The sequence below is a fragment of the Bacillus sp. J14TS2 genome, assembly GCF_018333015.1.
Taxonomy (GTDB): Bacteria; Bacillota; Bacilli; order Bacillales; family Bacillaceae_C; genus Lederbergia.
Genome location: NZ_BORE01000005.1, coordinates 76,717 through 96,346, shown reverse-complemented (window position 1 = coordinate 96,346; position 19,630 = coordinate 76,717). Strand labels below are relative to the sequence as shown.

Genomic DNA, 19,630 nt, shown 5'->3' with positions numbered 1-19,630 from the left:
CATGAAAAAAAAGAGAAAACTTGAAAAAAACTTACTAAGAATAGCTTCGATCTGGAATATAATTACAGGTACTATTACATTATTTTATTATAGTTCTTGGATGCAACAGAATGTGCTAATTGAACCAGCCGCGACAAATCCAAGCAGTTTATTTGCTGATCGATTTTACTTTCAAAGTGTGTATTTGTTTGTGATCGGCTATGGATTAGTATTTATTTTGATCGGAGCTATGAATTTCTTTCTGTCTACAAAGCTAAAGCAAGAAACAACTCCTGTAAAACTTGTGGTTTGGTTGTCCATCTGGGCTTTGCTTTCTTATCTAACAGTTGATATTATTGGATTTGTCTTATACTTTGCGACAGTCATTATTTGTATCATTAAAAACATGTCGTTTAAAGTGGCGAAAGGCCAGCATCAATAAAACTTATAAGAAAAGGGGCATAAAAATGTATAGGAGTGAATATCCAAGGCCGCAATTTGTACGAGATCAGTGGCTAAACTTGAATGGGGAATGGGAGTTTGAATTCGATGATCTTGATCAAGGAGAGCAAGAAAAATGGCATTTAGCTAAGCAGTCATTTTCTCGTAAAATCAATGTTCCATTTGCATTTCAATCAGAATTAAGTGGAATACAAGAGACAGGTTTTCATGATGTAGTCTGGTATAAACGAAAGATGGACATCCCGAAAGAGTGGAAAGGAAAGAAGCTTCTGTTACATTTTGGGGCTGTGGATTATTACACCAAAGTGTTTATTAACGGTATGTTTGTTGGTGAACACATTGGTGGAAATACGCCCTTTTCCTTTGATATTACTCATTACGTTACATGGGGAGAAACGGAAGAGATTAGCATCCGCGTAGAGGACCCATCTACTGATGAAACCATTCCTCGAGGGAAACAATATTGGAAGGAAAAGCCGGCCGCAATATGGTATACGCGGACAACGGGAATCTGGCAAACCGTTTGGCTTGAACCAGTAGCGGATAGTTATATCAAGCAAGTTAAAATGACACCGCTTTTAGATAGCGGAGAAGTCGCGGTAGAGTTTGATCTATCAAAAGGTTCAGTAGGCAAACAATTGAAGGTAAGCATAGCTTATCAAGAACAAGAAATAGTAAGTGATATTTTGATTGTGAAGGAAGAGGAACTAAGAAGAAAGTTCTACTTGTTTAATAATAAAATAGACCGAAGTGAGTTCCATGGTGTTGGTTGGACTTGGAAACCAGAAACGCCTAATCTATATGATATATCCTTTGAATTATTTGACGGAGAAAAACAAATGGATGAGGTCCAATCTTATTTTGGAATGAGAAAAGTACATAGAGAAAATGGAATGGTTTATCTAAATAATCGTCCGTATTATCAAAAACTAGTCCTTGACCAAGGATATTGGCCGACTGGATTGTTGACGGCTCCAACAGATGATGACTATATCAATGATATTTTAATGGCGAAAAAATTAGGCTTCAATGGATGTCGGAAACACCAAAAAGTAGAAGATCCTAGATTCCTATATTGGGCTGATAAATTAGGATTCATTGTGTGGGGGGAATCTGCTTCTCCTTCTGTTTATTCAAATAAGACAGTGGAGCATGTAACCAAGGAATGGACAGAAATTATTGACCGTGACTATAATCATCCATCTATTATTGTATGGACACCTATTAATGAAAGTTGGGGAGTTCCAGAGATTGGTATAAGTAGGACACAACAGCATTTTTCACAGGCGATCTATCATTTGATCCATTCGTTAGATCCAACTAGGTTAGTTATTTCTAATGATGGGTGGGAAATGACGGAAACGGATATTTGTGGAGTCCATAGCTATGTTCATGGGAATAAAGATGAAGTAGAGAAATATCAACATTTTGTAAAGTCATTATCAACAAAAGAGGAAATTTTGGCCTCAGAACAAAATAGAAGACGGATTTATTGTAATGACTTTGAGCATAAGGGTGAGCCCATCCTATTAACAGAGTTCGGTGGAATTGGTTTTAGTAAAGAGGGAAGTAAAGGTTGGGGATACACGTCAGCTAAAAATGAAGAGGACTTTTTAGAAGATTATAAACGGGTAATTGATGCGATTTACCAATCCAGTGCCATTATGGGATTTTGTTATACTCAATTCACAGATGTAGAGCAAGAGCAAAACGGATTATTAACATATGATCGTCAGTATAAATGTGATCCGGACAAGGTTAAAAAGATTAACGATCAGTGGCATCGAGAGACAGTTGATAAAAGACAATTTTCTTACAAAGCGTAAGCCCGATAGAAAATAGAATAGGGAGGGAAATACTTTATGACTAATCAAACGATTCCGAGAAAAGAATATCCACGTCCACAATTTGAAAGAAAGCATTGGTTGAATTTGAACGGCCAATGGCAATTTGCCTTTGATAGGCAGAATATAGGAGAAAAAGAGCAATGGTATCGTTCTGAAAGCTTTGATCAACAGATTATTGTACCTTTTACCTACGAAACAGAGGCAAGTGGAATAGGAGAAGAAGCATTTTGCCCAAACATTTGGTATCAAAGACATGTTACCATTCCACAGGAACAGGTGGGCAAGAAAGTCATTTTGCGTTTTCAAGCAGCTGATTATGTTACGAAGGTATGGGTAAACGGAGAATTTGTAGGTTCCCACAAGGGGGGACAGATTGCGTTTTCGTTTGATATTACACGCCATATAAATGAAAAAGAGGAATTCAATCTTGTGATAAAGTGCGAGGACAGCTTTAGTTGTTTCCAACCACGGGGAAAACAGAGATGGGTAGAAGAAAATTTCGCATGTTGGTATGTTCAGACAACAGGAATTTGGCAAACTGTTTGGTTAGAGTTTTTGCATGAGACGCATCTGGAAACTGTCAAAATTACACCAAACATTGATAGGGAGTCTGTTAAGTTTGTCTATCAATTAGCAGAGAATTCCTTTGATGATGAATTAGTGCTAAAAACAAAGATTACGTTTGAAAACACAGAGATTGCGGAATATAGTTTTCAAATGAACAGGGCGACACATACAGCAGAAATTGATCTTACGAGTGAGGCGTTTCATTGGAGAATTATGCATTGGAACCCGCATACACCCAATTTATACGATGTCGAGTTCACCCTTTTACAAGGTGACAAGATTATCGATTGTGTACAATCCTATTTTGGAATGAGGAAAATTTCAATTGAAGATGGGAATGTACTCTTGAATAATGTTCCAATTTATCAAAAGCTATTGCTTGATCAAGGGTATTGGAAAGACAGTCATCTAACACCTCCTTCTGAAGCAGCCATTATAGAGGACATCGAGAAAACGTTCGAAATGGGCTTCAACGGAGTAAGAAAGCATATGAAGGTAGAGGACCAACGCTATCTGTATTGGGCTGATAAAAAAGGGTTGCTAGTTTGGTCAGAAATGGCAGCGACATTTGAGTTTTCAGATGAGGCTGTTCAAAATTTCACCGAAGAGTGGACCGAGGTTGTGCAGCAGCAGTATAATCACCCTTCGATCATTACTTGGACACCTTTTAATGAATCGTGGGGAATTAAAAATATTTACACTGATTGTCAACAACAGCAATTTACAGAAGCCATTTACCACCTAACAAAATCAATAGATAGAATGCGGCCAGTGATTGTGAATGACGGTTGGGAACATACTATTTCTGACATTATTACCTTACATGATTATGAAGAATACGGAAAACGCTTTTTTGACCGCTACGCAGATAAAGACAAAATTCTTAAAGATATTGCCTTTAATGAAGGTAAGTATGCATTTGCTAAAGGATATGAGTATAAAGGGCAGCCAATTATTATTAGTGAATATGGCGGAATTGCATTTACTGATGAAGAAGGCTGGGGATATGGAAACCAGGTCAAGAATGAGGAAGGATTTTTTGAACGGTTCGAAGCCATAACACAAGCTATTAAGGATACTCCTTATGTCAGCGGTTATTGCTATACTCAAATTACCGATGTTCAACAAGAAGTGAATGGCCTCCTAACAGAAACACGAGAACCAAAAGTGGATTTGAAACGAATCAAAGAAATTTTAGATAAATGATCGCAACTCCGCTTAAAATGGCAGATAGATGAATCGACCTTTACAGAAAAAAATGCTATACTTATAAAGCGATGAGCTGATTTGTGTAAGACGAAGGTAAAGCAACACATGTGCTGTGAACACATGATCCTTCGCCACAAATAATTTCGTAATGAGCACCTGTGCCGGAAGCATAGGTGCTCTCTTTTATGGGGCCTGTCCCCCAATTTGTTAACGCGTTACCAAGCTAGGGGACAGGCCCCAACAGGAAGGAAGGATACAATGAATCAAGCAGTGGGATGGAATTTTGATAATAGCTATGTCCGCCTGCCAGAGGCTTTTTATACAAGGCAAACGCCGACTCCTGTTGAAGATCCAGGTTTAGTTTTTTTTAATGCTTCTTTAGCCAATTCTCTTGGTTTACAGGTAGAGGCTCTAATGGATGGGGATGGGACAGCGGTTTTCGGAGGTAATGAAATCCCAGAAGGCGCTATACCACTTGCACAGGCGTATGCTGGGCATCAGTTTGGGAATTTTACGATGTTAGGGGATGGCCGTGCTGTTCTTTTAGGGGAGCAGATCACTCCAAAGGGAGAGCGAGTGGATATTCAATTGAAGGGAGCAGGACGCACGTCGTATTCACGTGGTGGTGACGGGCGAGCGGCTCTTGGACCAATGCTGCGAGAATACCTTATCAGTGAGGCGATGCATGCTTTGGGCATTCCAACTACTCGTAGTTTAGCAGTGGTCGTCACAGGGGAACCGGTGTATCGAGAAACGCCCTTACTAGGAGCAATTCTAACGCGGGTCGCGTCAAGCCATTTGCGTGTGGGCACATTTGAATATGCCGCTCATTTGCAAGGGGAAGAAGAGCTTCGGGCATTGGCTGATTATGCGCTGGAACGTCATTATCCTGAATTACAGCAGGAAAAGCAGCCATATCTTTCCTTACTTCGAGCGGTCATGGAACGTCAAGCTCATTTAATTGCAAAATGGCAGTTAGTTGGCTTTATTCATGGTGTGATGAACACGGACAATATGACGATCAGTGGAGAGACGATTGATTATGGTCCATGCGCATTTATGGACACATATGACCCTGCTACTGTCTTCAGTTCCATTGATCAACAAGGACGCTACGCATATGGAAATCAGCCATATATGGCTGGGTGGAATGTTGCGCGGTTTGCTGAAAGTCTGTTGCCATTACTGCATGAAAATCAGGAAATGGCTATAGAAATTGCGCAACAAGAAATGCCACATTTTACAAAAATATATGAACAACAATGGCTCCAAGGAATGCGAGAGAAACTTGGGTTATTTAACGAAGAGCCAGAGGATGCAGAATTGGTTGAACGTTTATTAAAATGGATGGAAGAACAGCAAGCAGACTTCACGAATACTTTTCGCGCATTAACGCTTGATCAAATAGATAAGATTACAGGATATAAGGATCCGAAGTTTACAAAATGGCTTGAACAATGGAAAACACGCCGGGAGAAACAGACGGAATCAGAGGAAGATTCACATGCTCTGATGAAAAAAAGTAATCCCTCTATCATCCCGCGTAACCATTTGGTTGAGGAGGCCTTAGATGCAGCAGTGGAAGAAGGAGATCTCCACGTAATGGAGGAATTGCTTCAAGTTCTTGCTGATCCATATGCCTATACTCCTGAACAAGAAAAATACACAACTTTACCGGAGCCATCCAAAATTCCGTATCAAACCTTTTGTGGGACGTGAAGGAGAAAAAGCGCATATTCCAAGAAAAAATGGCTAAGACCGCCATATCCTGCTTCAGTTTCTGAATAAAAAAGTAGATAAAATAGTTCATTAACATTGAGCGATTTGATATGATGGATTTAATTTAAAAATAGAAGCAAGGGTTCATGAACTACACTGTTAAAAGTTTAAAATGTATTTTGAAAGAAGGATCGCAATCCATTTACTAGTATCTTTTTTATCATGGTGCGAACCTGAAGCGCACATAAAAAACCTAGTAGATCCGCACTTTCCAAATCATTAACTCATTCCTTGATCTAGCAGGGGAATTAGGCATTTGTCAGATATATGGAAAATGAACATATAAACAAAGTTGCTCTTGCATACGGAGGTTCGCACTTTCAACTGTGCAAAGTATTGATGCATCAGCTTGGAAAACGGACGCTGTCGCACTCTTCATGAGTGCGTGGATTGAAATGTCTTAATGGCCGTTTTATTGTTGGCTGGGTGTAGTCGCACTCTTCATGAGTGCGTGGATTGAAATAATAATGTCTTCCAGTTGATCGACTCGGGATATTTGAGTCGCACTCTTCATGAGTGCGTGGATTGAAATACGTTAATTTCAGTATTCTGTATTACTGCAAAAAAGTCGCACTCTTCATGAGTGCGTGGATTGAAATATGATTTTCATATGTTGCTGGATTAGCTACACTGACGTCGCACTCTTCATGAGTGCATGGATTGGAAATAAATTAAAATGAAACTGGGGGAAATCCATCTAGATTTCCCCGAGCTCATCGATGAACGCTGGTCTTCTTATATAAAGAGCACGCAATTTATTTTTTAACTCTTCCTGTTTTTCGCCACCTGCCACTTTTTTATAGTCTTTCAGTTTATAACAAATCCTTCGATAGGCTTTTCGGTTGGATGCCATTTCCGCTTCCATTTCGATATATTGTGCGTACACTTCAATAACCTGTTCAGGAAATTTGCTGCTCAGTATATTTTTGTATTTCTCAATATTACTTGGGTGTTCCTTCACATAGTCCAAGATCGCTTCAAAATCATTCTCAGCTTCAATGAGTTGCTGATAGAGCAAGCTCATATGCCAGCCATTCATCTCTTTTATTTCCTTCTTTAATTCTAGGTAAAACTCGTTTGTCTCCTTTTTTGTTAAATCTTTTAATTCCCAGTAATATTCGAAATTTCCGTCCAATAATAATTCTTTTGCCAATTTTTCCTGCTCTTCTTTCCAGTAAAGTCCTTTGTATGCTTTGTAGCGGAGTTCTTTCCAATCTTGGACCAATCCAGCATACTTTTGATCCTGTTTCTCTCCATCTATGGCGAGTGCTATTGCCTTTTCGAACTTATTCTTTTGCAAGTACTGTTCAATCAATTTTTTTCTGAACGAGGGGTAGTGAAGATGGCTTTGTAAAAATTGGTTTGCTTCTTCTGCCGTGCCATATTTCTGAACCAGATCAAGTAGAATAGTAAGTAACGCTTCTTTTAAGTATTTTTTATGGTCATCGTCCGTTTTTTCATTTAAATTCGTTTTGATGACTTCTGTGAGTTTGTTGCGTAATGCTTCCGTATCAGCGAACACTATTCCTATATTAAGCAAATCAATCTTGAAATCATCCCATCCATTGAACACAGCATGTTCACTAAGATGAATGATATTATCAAAAATTTCTCTCTGAAGTCCAACGTCTGCAAACTTGCAAGATATGGCAATTTCCTCGATTTGATTGATAGCTTGATTAACAAGACCGCCGATTGTCCCATCTGAATCATCGGCATATTGGAAAGCTTCCATTGCTTCAATCAAGACTAGAGAGGCAATATCGAAGGAAAGAGAGATCTGATCAGTAGCATCAGCCTTATCTAAAACTACTCCTAATTCATGAGCAAAGTTAGCCGTATCTTTATACGGAATAAACCCTTGTCGACCAGTATATTTATTAACAATCGCTTGAATAACTCTCCGGCATTGTGATGTATCTTGTGTCTCTCTACCATTGGCGTATTTCAATATAAGCTTGTTGGTGATAAGCGAGTCGTCCTCGGTTATTTCTTCAATAATCGTGATTAACTCCTCTTTGGAGAGATCGTTTAATACATCCTTTAATTTTGGTTGATGGGTCATAACGTTGCTATTAGTCTTAGTTGAATCTATCAATTCAAAATAGACGGCTACCTGATGTTTGCAAATAGGTCCAAAATCAAAGGGGCAATCACATTGTGAAAATAGGATATCATCATTTGATCCTAGCGTTACTATGACGTTATAATCTTCACTACCTTCAACTAAAAAGTGATATTCATCAATCCCATTGGATGATGTTTCCGTAACATGTCCATTCAAATAATAATCATAGCCTCTGTCAATAATAACCTGATTAATAGACTTCTCGAAGTTATGTAGATTCATTTAGTATCCTCACCCTCATTGTAAGTCTTTAAAGATTTCATAAAAAAGATGTGAAGTCTAGTATACTTAATTTCATGAGACTATTCGAGAATACCAAATAAGGAATCGTTTTTTCGTTCACTTCAGTGTATGATGAGTGATAGCAAGAAGGGATGATGAAATGAGAAAAGTAATTTTTATTCTCTTGGCAACCGTTACGATCATGAGTATTTTTATCTACCATAATACGAAGGTCGGACAAGATCATTTTATATATGTGGCTGTCAATGGAAGTGACCAATATGATGGCACAAAAGCAAAGCCATTTCGCACATTGGCAAAAGCCTCTGCAGAAGCTAAAGCGGGGACGACAGTCTTCATTCGCAAAGGGATCTATCATGAAAAGTTTGTTGTGAAGCATAGTGGGACAAAAGCGAAACCAATTACTTTTAAAGCCTACAAAAACGATAAAGTGGTCCTTAGTGGAAAAAGTCTAAAGGATGTTGAAGGGGATACTTCCTTAGTTACGATTAATAATAAAAACTATATTACGATTAGCGGGTTAACAATTCAGGACTTAACGACTGACCTAACAGATGAAACGGTAATGGGGATTTACGTAACGGGCTCTAGCAGTCATATTACATTAGAAAATAATCATGTCCAGCGGATTAAAACGCATGCAGATGATGGAAATGGTCATGGGATCGCTGTATATGGAACTGGACCAATGAAAGACATAAATATTCTGAATAATATTGTGGGAAATTTGCAACTTGGTTTTAGTGAAGCCCTTGTCCTTAATGGAAATATTGATGGGTTTAAGCTGGAAAATAACCTTGTTCGTCATAACGATAATATTGGGATTGATCTAATTGGATATGAAGGTATATCTACAAATAAGAAAAACGACTATGTGAGAAATGGAGTTGTAAAAAATAATCAAGTTTATGAAATATCCTCATATGGAAACCCAGCCTATGGGAAGGATTATTCTGCTGGCGGGATTTACATAGATGGCGGGAAAAATATAATCATCGAAAAGAATACGATCTATAACTGCGATATCGGAATTGAAGCAACTTCTGAACATGCAGGAAAATATGCTGATCATATTAATATTAGAGACAATCTTATTTATAACAATTTTTACACGGGAATATCAATCGGCGGGTATGACGAGAAACGGGGAGGGACGATCCATTCTACAATCTCTCAAAATATCCTTTATCGAAATGACACGAAGGGCCTGGACGGGGGCCAGCTTTTATTACAATATGATACAAAAAATAATGTAATCGAAAGAAATATCTTGACGGCAGGACCATCTAGCTTGTTGATCGTCAACTATTTTACAACCAATCAAGCAAACAAACTACAAGAGAATGTATTCCATAAAGAAAAAGGAAAAACGGCTATCTGGGTGTGGAAAGAGGAAGAATACACATCTTTTCCTGAATTCAAAAAAGCTTCGAAAAGTGATAAGAAATCTAGTTATATAGATCCGAAATATGAAGATGAACAGAAATATGATTTTAGACTGAAAAAGGATTCACCGGCAAAAGATATTATAGAATAATCTTACTTTTGGGCCTGACGTGAACAGTTGAAAAAGGTTGGAGTCATAGGGAGCAACCAACTTCAAGAATTCAAGGCGAAAACGAGAATGGTAAGTGGGGGGACAACTGCCAGTAAATATCCGATTGATTCAGGCCTGCAGGCTGCAGGTCACAAAGGCTTCAAAATAAAGCAGAGAGTCAATGTGAGATGAAGCCCCCATTGATTTTCTGCTTTATAATGTAAGAGTTAAATCAGCCGATTTCTTCTGTAAGTTGCTCAATCTGGTCAATCAATTTTCCGATATAAGCAATGGTATCGCTTAGAGGCTTGGTCGTCGTAATGTCGATCCCGGCCATTTTAGCAAGTTCTGCTGGATTTTTGGAGCCACCGGCTTGGAGAACGGAGAGCCAATCATTGACTGCCGGTTTTCCCTCATTTAGTACACGCTTTGCCATTTCCGTGGATATGGTCAAACCAGCGCTGTATGTGTAAGGGTATAAACCCATGTAATAATGGGGCTGACGCATCCAAGTTAACTCGGCTCCTTTGTTGATAACAACCGTGTCACCCCAAAATTCTTCTAGAACACCTCGTTTTAAATCATTTAAGATCGTTGCATTCACATTTCCGCCTTCGTCAATTAAATCATACACCTTTCGTTGATAGGCTGCTTCGAGAAGATGTGTCACGAAATTATGATAATAAGTTCGTGAAATAATCGAAGATAGTACCCACCGTTTAAAGCGGGGATCATCTGAGTTTGCCAGTAGATGATTTGCCATCAACATCTCGTTCATAGTAGAAGGTGCTTCAATAAAATACATAGATGGTCTAGCGGTAAATGCATTTTGGTGTTGGTGTGCATTATAAAAATGTCCTGCATGACCTAGTTCATGAGCGAGGACAAATACATCCTCCATGCTTCCAGTCCAGGAAATCAGGATATAGGGATGGCTCCCATAAGGACTGGAACAGAATGCACCGGTTGATTTTCCAGTGTTTTGGGCGAAATCAATCCAGCGTTCTGAATAGGCTCGGTTAACCATATGGATGTAATCTTCCCCCATAATGGCAAGTGCGTCGTCTATATACTCTTTCGATTTTTCGATCGTGACAGTTGGTTCATAAGTTGGATCAACAGGGATTTTTAAGTCAGCAAATGTCATTTGATCCAATTGATATATTTTTTGTAAAAGCTTTGCATATCTTCTCATATGAGGGGACAATTCATCCATAATCACATCAATTTGACGATTGTACATTGAGCGATCGACATCTTGTCTCATCAATAAATAATCGATTACAGAATTGTAGCCTCTAAGGTCAGAGGTTGTCTTTTCCGCTTGCAAGTGCATATCGTATGTCTTGGCTGTTGTATGTTGATAGTCTCGCAATTTAGCAGAAAAGGCATCAAAAGCGCCACGCCTTTTGGCGGTATCAGGTTCTGATTCCCAGCTTCCTTCGAATGACCCATAACTGAGTGGATAGTTCTGGCCTTCCACATTGAAATCTGGAAACTGCATATCTACTAATTTTGTTGTATTGTATAGACTATAAGGTGCTTGGAAGGTAGAAGAAAATGCCGCTAGAGTTTTCTCAACCTCTGGCTCAAGTTGGTACGGCTTTTCTTTAATCGTTTTTTCCAATAAGGTAGAGAAGTCCTCAGATTGTTGACTTGCTTGCTGCAATGTCTCAGTAGACAGCTCCGATAATTCACTCATAACAAACGATGTTTGACTTGCAATCTTAGCTGCCAACGAACTAAACTTACCACTGCGCATTTGCGCTTGATCATTTGTTTGATCCTCGCTCACTGACAAGGAAGCATAAGTCCTAATAGGAATTAACTGCTCTTGTAACCCTTGATAAGTCTCCAATGCCTTAATGGCAGAACCCGCATCTCGAATAGTTCCCTTATAAGCGCTAGTAAATGTATCCGCTTCCTTTACTACAGCCACTACCGCTCGTTCATATGCCTCCTCACCCTCAAACAAATCCACTAAATTCCAAGTCTCCTCCACCTTCACCTCTGCGCGCGCAGGTAAACTCTTTACCAATTGCATCCACTCCTTCATTATAACGGTAAATTTAAGTATAACATACGGGGACAGGCCCCCGCTCTGATAAAGCGTTAAAGATATATCGCGATTTTCAGGAGCTGCTTTTAATCATCCATTTTACAAAGAGTATGTGAGTCACATACTTCCTATGCAATATATTTATATTGAAGGAAAAATATCATTTCATCAAATAAGAGGGAACAAGGCAGGGGGATCGGATTATGGTCCATAAAAGACATTGTCTCTCACCTTGGTGCTTTGGAAAAAAGATTAATCAGTTGGATTGAGGAAAGGGAGAGGTGTCAATTACATCAGAACCAGGCTATAACTGGAGCCAAATCGATCAGATGAATGCTGATGAACTTAAAGGATCTCCCATGGGAAGCAGTTGTGGATGATTTTGAAAAACTCATCAAATGGTTGAAACTTAATTAAAAACATGAGTTTAGAAGAGTTAAACGATCCTACATACTACAAGTTTACAAATGGTCAACCATTATGGGTGGATTTTGGGTTCAATCCATTTGACCATTTTCGTCATCATTTGCAACCAATATATGATTGGCTTCGTTCGCATTAAAAGTTTAACCAATTGTAGACAATCTCATTTATCCCGCATTAACAGACTGTTATCCCCCACCTCAAGGCTTTCGAGGTGGGGGATGGAAGAACCACACAGAAACCTTACCTTGTTATATCAATCCATATTAATTTTGCCGGAAATTAAAAATATAAACAAATTGCAAAGGAGAATACGCTAACTGAATAAACTAATAAATTAGAAAAGAGTGTTGATTGAAAAAAATCCATGTGCTATAATCTGTGTAATCGGTTACATGAATAGAGGGGTGATTTGAAAAAAAGAACTTTTCCAGCTTGTCTTCAATCGGTATTGAACATCGAGATGTATCAACGTATTAAAATAGTTTAACTCCATTTCTATAGGTTGTAAGAGATTATGACCAAGAAGAACCTCCCAATAAATTACCAGATTATACATATCCAACATCCCACCTAGGTAATTGAAAAAATCTAAACATAGTATGTAATGAAAATTTAGGACAAAGAATTCGGAAGCTTATTTGCTCTCGTGCAATTGGATGATTTTGTAACAAATGTGTAACCGCTAACACATTTCTGGAAAGTTAAACAATTGAGCTCTAAATAAAATGAGAAGAATATACAAGGAGGATTTTAAATGAAAAAAATATTTCTCAACCTGATATTTTTAGCTGTCATTAGCACATTCATTGTCGGGTGTTCTTCGGAATCAAATCGTGATAGTTCTTCTTCAACAAATACTGATGGTAATAAGGAAGGACCTGTTGAACTAGTCTATGTTTCAACACAAAATGAGGAAAGTATGAATCGGGTTATTAAAGCATTTGAGGAGAAAAATCCAGATATAAAAATTAAAAATGAGGTATATCCTTTTAGACAATTATTTGAAACTCTCGAGGTGAAAATGGGAGCAAAGTCAACAGATGTAGATTTACTTGACGTGGATGTTCCGTTAGTTGCCAGTTACGCTGTTAAGGGATATTTAGCACCACTCGATGATCTTATCAGTGAGGATGCAAAGAGTAATTGGGTTGATTCAGCAATTGAGGCCTCCTCTTATCAAGATCAGCTAATGGCACCTCCAATAAATACTTCAAGTCAAGTTCTATACTACAATAAAGAAATTTTTGAAGAAAAAGGAGTGACACCACCGCCCAACGATGTCGAAAAGAGATGGACCTGGGAACAAGTTGTAGAAGCGGCCCAGAAGTTAACTTACGATCTTAATGGGGATGGGCAAACAGATATTTTCGGGATAGGTTTTGACCAAATAAGCCGACCATATCAGATTTTACCACTTCCGCAAAGCCTAGGTGCGGACCAATTAGATGAGAGTGGGATTGTCTCTACAGGCTATACTAATTCCGCCAAGTCGATTGAGGCAGCACAATTTTATTATGACCTTTTTAATACATGGAAAGTCAGTCCAAAAATACCTGTTGAACAATCAGCAGAATATTTTGCAACTGGAAAAACTGCCATGTTTATTAGTGGTCCATGGGAAGTAGATAACCTCAAGGAATCAGATATTGAATATGGCTTCGCACCGCATCCTTATTTTGAAGGTGGTGAGGTTGTAACTCCGACCGGAAGCTGGCATATTGGAATTTCTCAGTTTTCTAAGAAAAAAGAAGCTGCAGCGAAATTCGTTGAATTTTTAACTATTGGGGAAGGCGCTGATTTGTGGTTTGAAGAGAGAGGAGTTTTACCTGCTCATTTAGGTATTTTACAAGAGATAAAAGAATCGGCGGATTACGAGGAATTTCCAGCTAATATTAATCGTTTAGCCGCTTATGAAGCAGAAAATACAGCAGTACCACGGCCGATCACTCCTGGATATCTAGAATGGGAATCATTAGTAAACAAAGCATATGAAGATATTAAGAACGGATCTGACCCGAAAGAGTCCCTTGATGATGCAGTTCAACAGATTGATAGACAATTAAAGAAATATGAATCAGTAGTCAATGGAAAATAGCTGTTAAAAGAGGCTGAGACATAATTAAAACGCTAAACGTCATTGACGAATAATGCATTACCTGTCAGTCGCCTGCAGAAAGCAATGTATATTTCCAGTGCGGAGGTATTGCAACCTAGTCGTTTTGGTTTTTCTATAGTGAAAATAATTATGTCCCAGCTTCATCCTACCTTTTTTGTAAGGATGTGAAAAAATGATAAAGGAAAGATTCGTGCCTTATTTGTTTTTAATCCCGGCTTTAGTTCTAATTTTGGTTTTTAAAATATACCCAATCTTTGACAGTCTAAAGGAAAGTTTATTTATTCCCAGCTTTTTAGCTGGTGAAAAGATATTCGCAGGCTTTGATAATTATCTCATGTTATTTGAGGACCCCGTTTTCTGGAACTCTGTCAAAGTTACGTTGTATTTAAACGTATTTATTAACCCGCTTCAGATTATATTGGCGTTTTTACTCGCTATTTTTTTAAACCGCCAAATGAAGGGCATAGGAATTTTCAGGGCTATCCATTTTATTCCAATCGCAGTCTCTATGCCAATCGCATTAATTATGTGGAATGTCATGCTTAATCCTGAGCAAGGAATTTTTAACACGATCCTAGTTGCATTAGGATTCGAGCCTCAACCCTTTTTGGGCAGTAGTGACCAGGCAATGTGGATTATCATTATGATTGCAACTTGGAAGGGAGTTGGATACTGGGCCATTTTTCTTCTAGCAGGGTTACAAGAAGTACCAAAAAATTTGTATGAGGCAGCGGCAATTGACGGTGCAGGTAAGTGGCAACAATTTATAAATATAACTTTTCAAATGATGAAGCGGCCATTAGCTTTTGTTGCGGTGGCGGATACTGTAGCAAACTTCTTACTATTTGCACCAATGTACATATTAACAAATGGAGGACCAAAAAATAGTACGAATGTGCTTATGAATGAAAGTTATAATAGCGCATTTGTTTATTCCGATATGGGAAGAGCCTCAGCTATAAATATTATCATTCTTTTAATATTACTTGTCGTAATTGCGATTGAGTTTAAATTTTTAAAAGCTAAACATTAACAATAAAGGAGGCTCAGAAAGATGGGGAATAGTCGTATTGTCCCGCAAAGAAAACAGTTCCAACAAACGAATATTTCTAGAATAAAACCAAACAAAAGAATTGAGAAAATAACTACGGTTTTACTGTATCTGCTTCATATTCTCTTGGCCGCTATTGTCTTGTTTCCTATACTATTTGCTGTAGTTTCTTCTTTTCGTCCATTGGAGGATATTTTTAGGTATGTCTCTCCTATATCTTGGAAAACGTTTATCCCCACTGAAATTACTTTTGACGCTTATATGAATCTATTTACTGAAAGGGGTTTCGGGAGAGTTTTCCTCAACACATTCTTTGTATCAATTGTTACTGTGGTCTTTGCTGTGTATATTAATTCAATGGCGGCGTTTGCTTTTGCGAAATTTGAATTCAAAGGAAAAACTGTATTGTTTTTGTTAGTTTTATTAACTTTTATGATTCCATTCGAGGTTATCGCAATCCCTTTATATAACATTGTAGATGGTCTCAGCTGGCTCGATTCATATTATGGACTTATTGTACCCGGTATTGCAAATGGGATCGTTATTTTCTTATATCGGCAATTTTTTACTGATATCCCAGATTCCTTAATAGAGGCAGCAAAAATTGATGGTGCCTCATGGTGGAAAATTTATTGGAAGATTGTCATGCCTCTCTGTAAGCCGGTTACTGTGAGTGCAAGTTTACTAGTCTTTATTTTTTCTTGGGAATCCTTTATGTGGCCTTTAATCGTTACACAATCAAAAAAGTATAAAGTTCTTCAGGTGGCAATGGGGGATTTTGTTACTGAACATGCAACATTTTGGAATGAAATGTTCGCTGCTTCTGTTTTAGGTATAATTGTCCCCGTGTTGCTCATTTTACCAATGCAAAAGTATTTTGTTCAGGGGATTTCAAATACAGGAGCAAAAGAATAACCATTTTCATAAATCAAGGAGGATTATTTTTGAAGAATGTAACTGTTTTAGGAAGTATAAATATGGACATCGTTACCCTGGTAGAAAAACATCCCATTACAGGAGAAACGGTGAAGGGATGGGGGACTGATTATTATTGCGGCGGAAAAGGGGCAAACCAAGCTGTCGCAACTTACTTGGCTGGAGGAAATATCACCTTCATAGGGGCAGTTGGTAACGATATATTTGCAAAAAAACTGATGGAGAATTTTGCTGAAATGGGTTTGCCGACAAAACATCTGCTCCATAAAAATACTAATTCCGGCTTGGCGTTTATAACAGTTAATGCACAAGGAGATAACAATATAGTATTATCCGAGGGGGCGAATGCAGAGCTATCCATTGAAGATGTAACGAGACTTCTGTCTATTATTAATCAATCTGATATACTCCTGCTACAAAACGAAATTCCTTGGAGCACATCAAGATATGCAATAGATAAGGCGCATGAAAAAGGAATAAAAATCATTTTTAATCCAGCTCCAGCTAGTAATATCGAAAAAGAAATTTTGTCGAAAATTGATGTGCTTATATTAAATGAAAATGAAGCTGAGTTTTTGACCGGGATAGGTATCCATAATTTACGCGATGCACAAGAAGCAATCAAGGAATTAATAAACATTGGAGTTAAGGAGGTGATTTTAACACTTGGTGTTAAAGGGTCCATTTATTTTAATGAAAGTGGGGAGCGAATTTATACACAGCCGTTTAAAGTTAAGGTGGAAGACACAACCGCTGCAGGAGACACTTTCATTGGAGCCTTTACAGCACAAATTGCAGCAAATAAGACTATAAAGGATGCATTGAAGTTTGCCACTGCTGCCGCCGCGATAGCTATTATGAAGAAGGGTGCACAATTATCAATCCCTGGTCATGAAGAAATCAGCAAGCTTTTACAATCTAACTATGAGACTCATAATAATTTATTCATTAAAGGAGAGTGTGAAAATGAGTTTTCCAAAAATGAGTGAAGACATTTTATTAAAAAAATTAACCCCTCCTGATCCGCATTCAAAAGTTCGTATGGTTCTAGATACAGATACATTTAATGAAATCGATGATCAGTTTGCTATTGTGTATGCACTTCAATCACAAGATAAATTGAATGTGGAGGCGATTTATGCAGCGCCATTCCATAATAATCGCTCATCAGGACCTGAAAATGGAATGGAGAAAAGTTATGATGAGATTTTAAGAATACTCAAGCGTATAAATGTAGTCTCAGAAGGCTTTGTCTATAAAGGGTCTAGGGGGTTTCTAGAATCTAAAAATGACCCATATCGTAGTGAGGCAGCTTTAGATATAGTGGAACGCGCCATGTCAGCAACAGAAGACGAGCCCTTGTATGTAGTAGCGATAGGAGCGATTACCAATGTGGTCTCAGCAATATTAATTGAGCCAGAAATTATTGATAAGATTGTGGTTGTATGGTTGGGAGGTCATGCGTTTCACTGGTCAGATGCGAAAGAATTTAATTTGAAACAGGATGTCTTAGCTACACAGATACTATTTGACTGTGGAGTTCCACTAGTACTTATCCCTTGTATGGGTGTTACATCCCATTTACTTACAACCCTTTCAGAGATTGAAAAGTTTGTTGTAGGCAAAGGAGAAATTGGCGATTTCTTAGCTAAAAGATTTGCAGAATACCATCAGGATCATTATGCTTATTCAAAAGTGATTTGGGATATTTCAGCAATCGCTTATCTTCTTAATAGTGAAGAGGCTGTGCTTACTCAGATCGTTCACAGTCCTATATTGACTGACCAAGTAACATGGAGTTTTGATTCATCCCGACATTTTATAAGATATGCCCATCATGTAAATCGTGATGTGATCTTTAAAGACTTGTTTACAAAGCTGGCCAAAGAATCAAGCGTTAAAATGTAGGAAAAGGCAAAGGCAACCATTCCCAAAATGGATAATGAGTTGCCTTTTTCGTGTTTTTAGCAAATAACCTGGGGCAAAGAACGCCTTTCTTTGTCTCAGAACATTTGCTTGTCACCGATAGGCGGGCGCCTTGCTCTTTTGTTCTTATGACTTTCTTAATGTTGTAGCTCTTTGCACAAGTTGTACTTCCAACTCTTGGGATAATTCCTCGGTATCCTGTTTATTGTTAATTTGGCTAATAAGTTTTTTAACAGCTAACGAGCCAATATCATAGATTGATTGAGCGATAGTGCTTATTTCAGGTTCAACCGCAGTGCCGAGAGTGATCCCATCAAACCCAATTAAGGCAATATCCTCGGGAATCCTTTTTTTAAGACGAATTAAAGCCTTAAGCGCACCGACAGCCATTAAATCATTAGCAGTAAAGATACCATCTATATCTGGATGTTTTTCTAATAATGCGTATGTATTATTAATTCCACTTTCAATTGTAAAGTCTCCCTCCCTTATAAGAGATGGATCAAATAATCGGGTACTGTCTAGTGTATCGACATACCCTCTATACCTTGCAAGTGAAGTATTAACATGGAGTGGACCACTTATATGGGCAATTTTTTTGCAGCCTATGGATAGCAGGTGTTGTGTCGCCTTCCTTCCTCCATCATAATTATTCACACTTATAGAAGTTATCCCTTTGGAATTCACAGCTCTATCAAGTGCAACGATTGGTATTCCTACCTTTTGTAATTGGGTTATATCCGCTTCTGGAATTTCACTAGATGAACAGATGATGCCGTCAATATAACGATTAATGAGATTTTCCAGGTAGTTATTATTAGAATTAGCATTAAATTCCGGACTAGTGAGAATTAGACTATAACCAAAACCTCTAGCGGTATCTTCGATTGCTTTTGCTAACTCAGGAAAGAAAGGATTCGTTATATCAGGAACAATTAACGCCAAACTCTCCGTCCGTTTATTAGCTAAAGCCCTTGCAACAGAATTAGGTTTATAATTTAACAACTCCATACTCTTTCTTACTTTCGATTCCGTATCCTTATGCACATAACCATTCTGATTAATTACCCTTGAAACAGTTGCTACAGATACATTAGCCAACCTTGCCACATCTCTTATCGTAGCCAATAAAATTTCCCCCTTTACAAATAAGTCTTTATCCATATTTAAACAATAAAACAACCCTCACTTAATATGTAACCGGTAACATGTTAGTTGCAATAATACTACCATACCAAAGGATATTTGACCACTTCGGGGACAGTCCCCCAGTAGGGTACAGTGATAGCGTGGTAAAGGAAAGATGGTAATAAACTGCCACTTCAAAGCTATATATGAGTAAGATTTGCGATGAAGTAGTTCTTT

13 protein-coding genes and 1 CRISPR repeat array are annotated in these 19,630 nt (G+C 38.1%); of the genes, 10 read left to right on the top strand and 3 right to left on the bottom strand.

Annotation, left to right across the window (positions count from 1 at the left end):
- The first annotated feature begins 1 nt into the window (after position 1).
- The 4 genes from KI375_RS09420 (at position 2) to KI375_RS09405 (ending at position 5,783) form a co-directional block, all read left to right on the top strand.
- Positions 2-421, top strand: a complete 420-nt coding sequence (locus tag KI375_RS09420; RefSeq protein WP_212973254.1) for a hypothetical protein — start codon at positions 2-4, stop codon at positions 419-421.
- A 25-nt stretch (positions 422-446) separates the two neighbouring features.
- Positions 447-2,267 carry a glycoside hydrolase family 2 protein gene (locus KI375_RS09415; RefSeq protein ID WP_212973253.1) on the top strand — a complete coding sequence of 607 codons (1,821 nt, stop codon included), beginning with the start codon at positions 447-449 and terminating at the stop codon, positions 2,265-2,267.
- 36 nt (positions 2,268-2,303) lie between these two features.
- Positions 2,304-4,061 (top strand): glycoside hydrolase family 2 protein, encoded by a 1,758-nt coding sequence (locus tag KI375_RS09410; protein WP_212973252.1) that lies wholly within the window; start codon positions 2,304-2,306, stop codon positions 4,059-4,061.
- 261 nt (positions 4,062-4,322) lie between these two features.
- Entirely contained in the window at positions 4,323-5,783 is a 1,461-nt protein-coding gene (locus KI375_RS09405; protein ID WP_212973251.1) for a protein adenylyltransferase SelO, read from the top strand.
- A 424-nt stretch (positions 5,784-6,207) separates the two neighbouring features.
- A CRISPR array of direct repeats spans positions 6,208-6,511; the repeat unit is 34 nt; unit sequence AGTCGCACTCTTCATGAGTGCGTGGATTGAAATA.
- A gap of 29 nt (positions 6,512-6,540) precedes the next feature.
- Here the strand turns inward: KI375_RS09405 and KI375_RS09400 are convergent.
- Complete coding sequence (locus tag KI375_RS09400) at positions 6,541-8,193, bottom strand: SWIM zinc finger family protein (RefSeq protein WP_212973250.1); 1,653 nt, start codon at positions 8,191-8,193, stop codon at positions 6,541-6,543.
- A 160-nt stretch (positions 8,194-8,353) separates the two neighbouring features.
- Between KI375_RS09400 and KI375_RS09395 the strand changes: the two genes are divergently transcribed.
- Complete coding sequence (locus tag KI375_RS09395) at positions 8,354-9,751, top strand: right-handed parallel beta-helix repeat-containing protein (protein ID WP_212973249.1); 1,398 nt, start codon at positions 8,354-8,356, stop codon at positions 9,749-9,751.
- A 232-nt stretch (positions 9,752-9,983) separates the two neighbouring features.
- On the opposite strand, the gene pepF is transcribed toward KI375_RS09395, so the two are convergent.
- Complete coding sequence (gene pepF, locus KI375_RS09390) at positions 9,984-11,789, bottom strand: oligoendopeptidase F (protein WP_244852471.1); 1,806 nt, start codon at positions 11,787-11,789, stop codon at positions 9,984-9,986.
- A 1,201-nt stretch (positions 11,790-12,990) separates the two neighbouring features.
- On the opposite strand from pepF, the gene KI375_RS09385 reads away from it, so the two are divergent.
- From KI375_RS09385 to KI375_RS09365, 5 genes are all read left to right on the top strand, one after another.
- A complete protein-coding gene (locus KI375_RS09385; RefSeq protein WP_212973247.1) occupies positions 12,991-14,331 on the top strand; it encodes an ABC transporter substrate-binding protein in 1,341 nt (446 codons plus the stop codon).
- A gap of 193 nt (positions 14,332-14,524) precedes the next feature.
- Complete coding sequence (locus KI375_RS09380) at positions 14,525-15,385, top strand: carbohydrate ABC transporter permease (RefSeq protein WP_212973246.1); 861 nt, start codon at positions 14,525-14,527, stop codon at positions 15,383-15,385.
- 21 nt (positions 15,386-15,406) lie between these two features.
- Positions 15,407-16,318, top strand: coding sequence for a carbohydrate ABC transporter permease (locus tag KI375_RS09375; RefSeq protein WP_212973245.1), 912 nt, complete (start codon positions 15,407-15,409; stop codon positions 16,316-16,318).
- Positions 16,319-16,347: 29 nt separating this feature from the next.
- Entirely contained in the window at positions 16,348-17,328 is a 981-nt protein-coding gene (gene rbsK, locus KI375_RS09370) for a ribokinase (protein ID WP_212973244.1), read from the top strand.
- Positions 17,306-18,247 (top strand): nucleoside hydrolase, encoded by a 942-nt coding sequence (locus tag KI375_RS09365; RefSeq protein WP_212973243.1) that lies wholly within the window; start codon positions 17,306-17,308, stop codon positions 18,245-18,247. Before rbsK ends, KI375_RS09365 begins: the two co-directional genes overlap by 23 nt.
- 144 nt (positions 18,248-18,391) lie before the next feature.
- On the opposite strand, the gene KI375_RS09360 is transcribed toward KI375_RS09365, so the two are convergent.
- Positions 18,392-19,393 carry a LacI family DNA-binding transcriptional regulator gene (locus KI375_RS09360; RefSeq protein ID WP_244852469.1) on the bottom strand — a complete coding sequence of 334 codons (1,002 nt, stop codon included), beginning with the start codon at positions 19,391-19,393 and terminating at the stop codon, positions 18,392-18,394.
- Positions 19,394-19,630 lie beyond the last annotated feature (237 nt).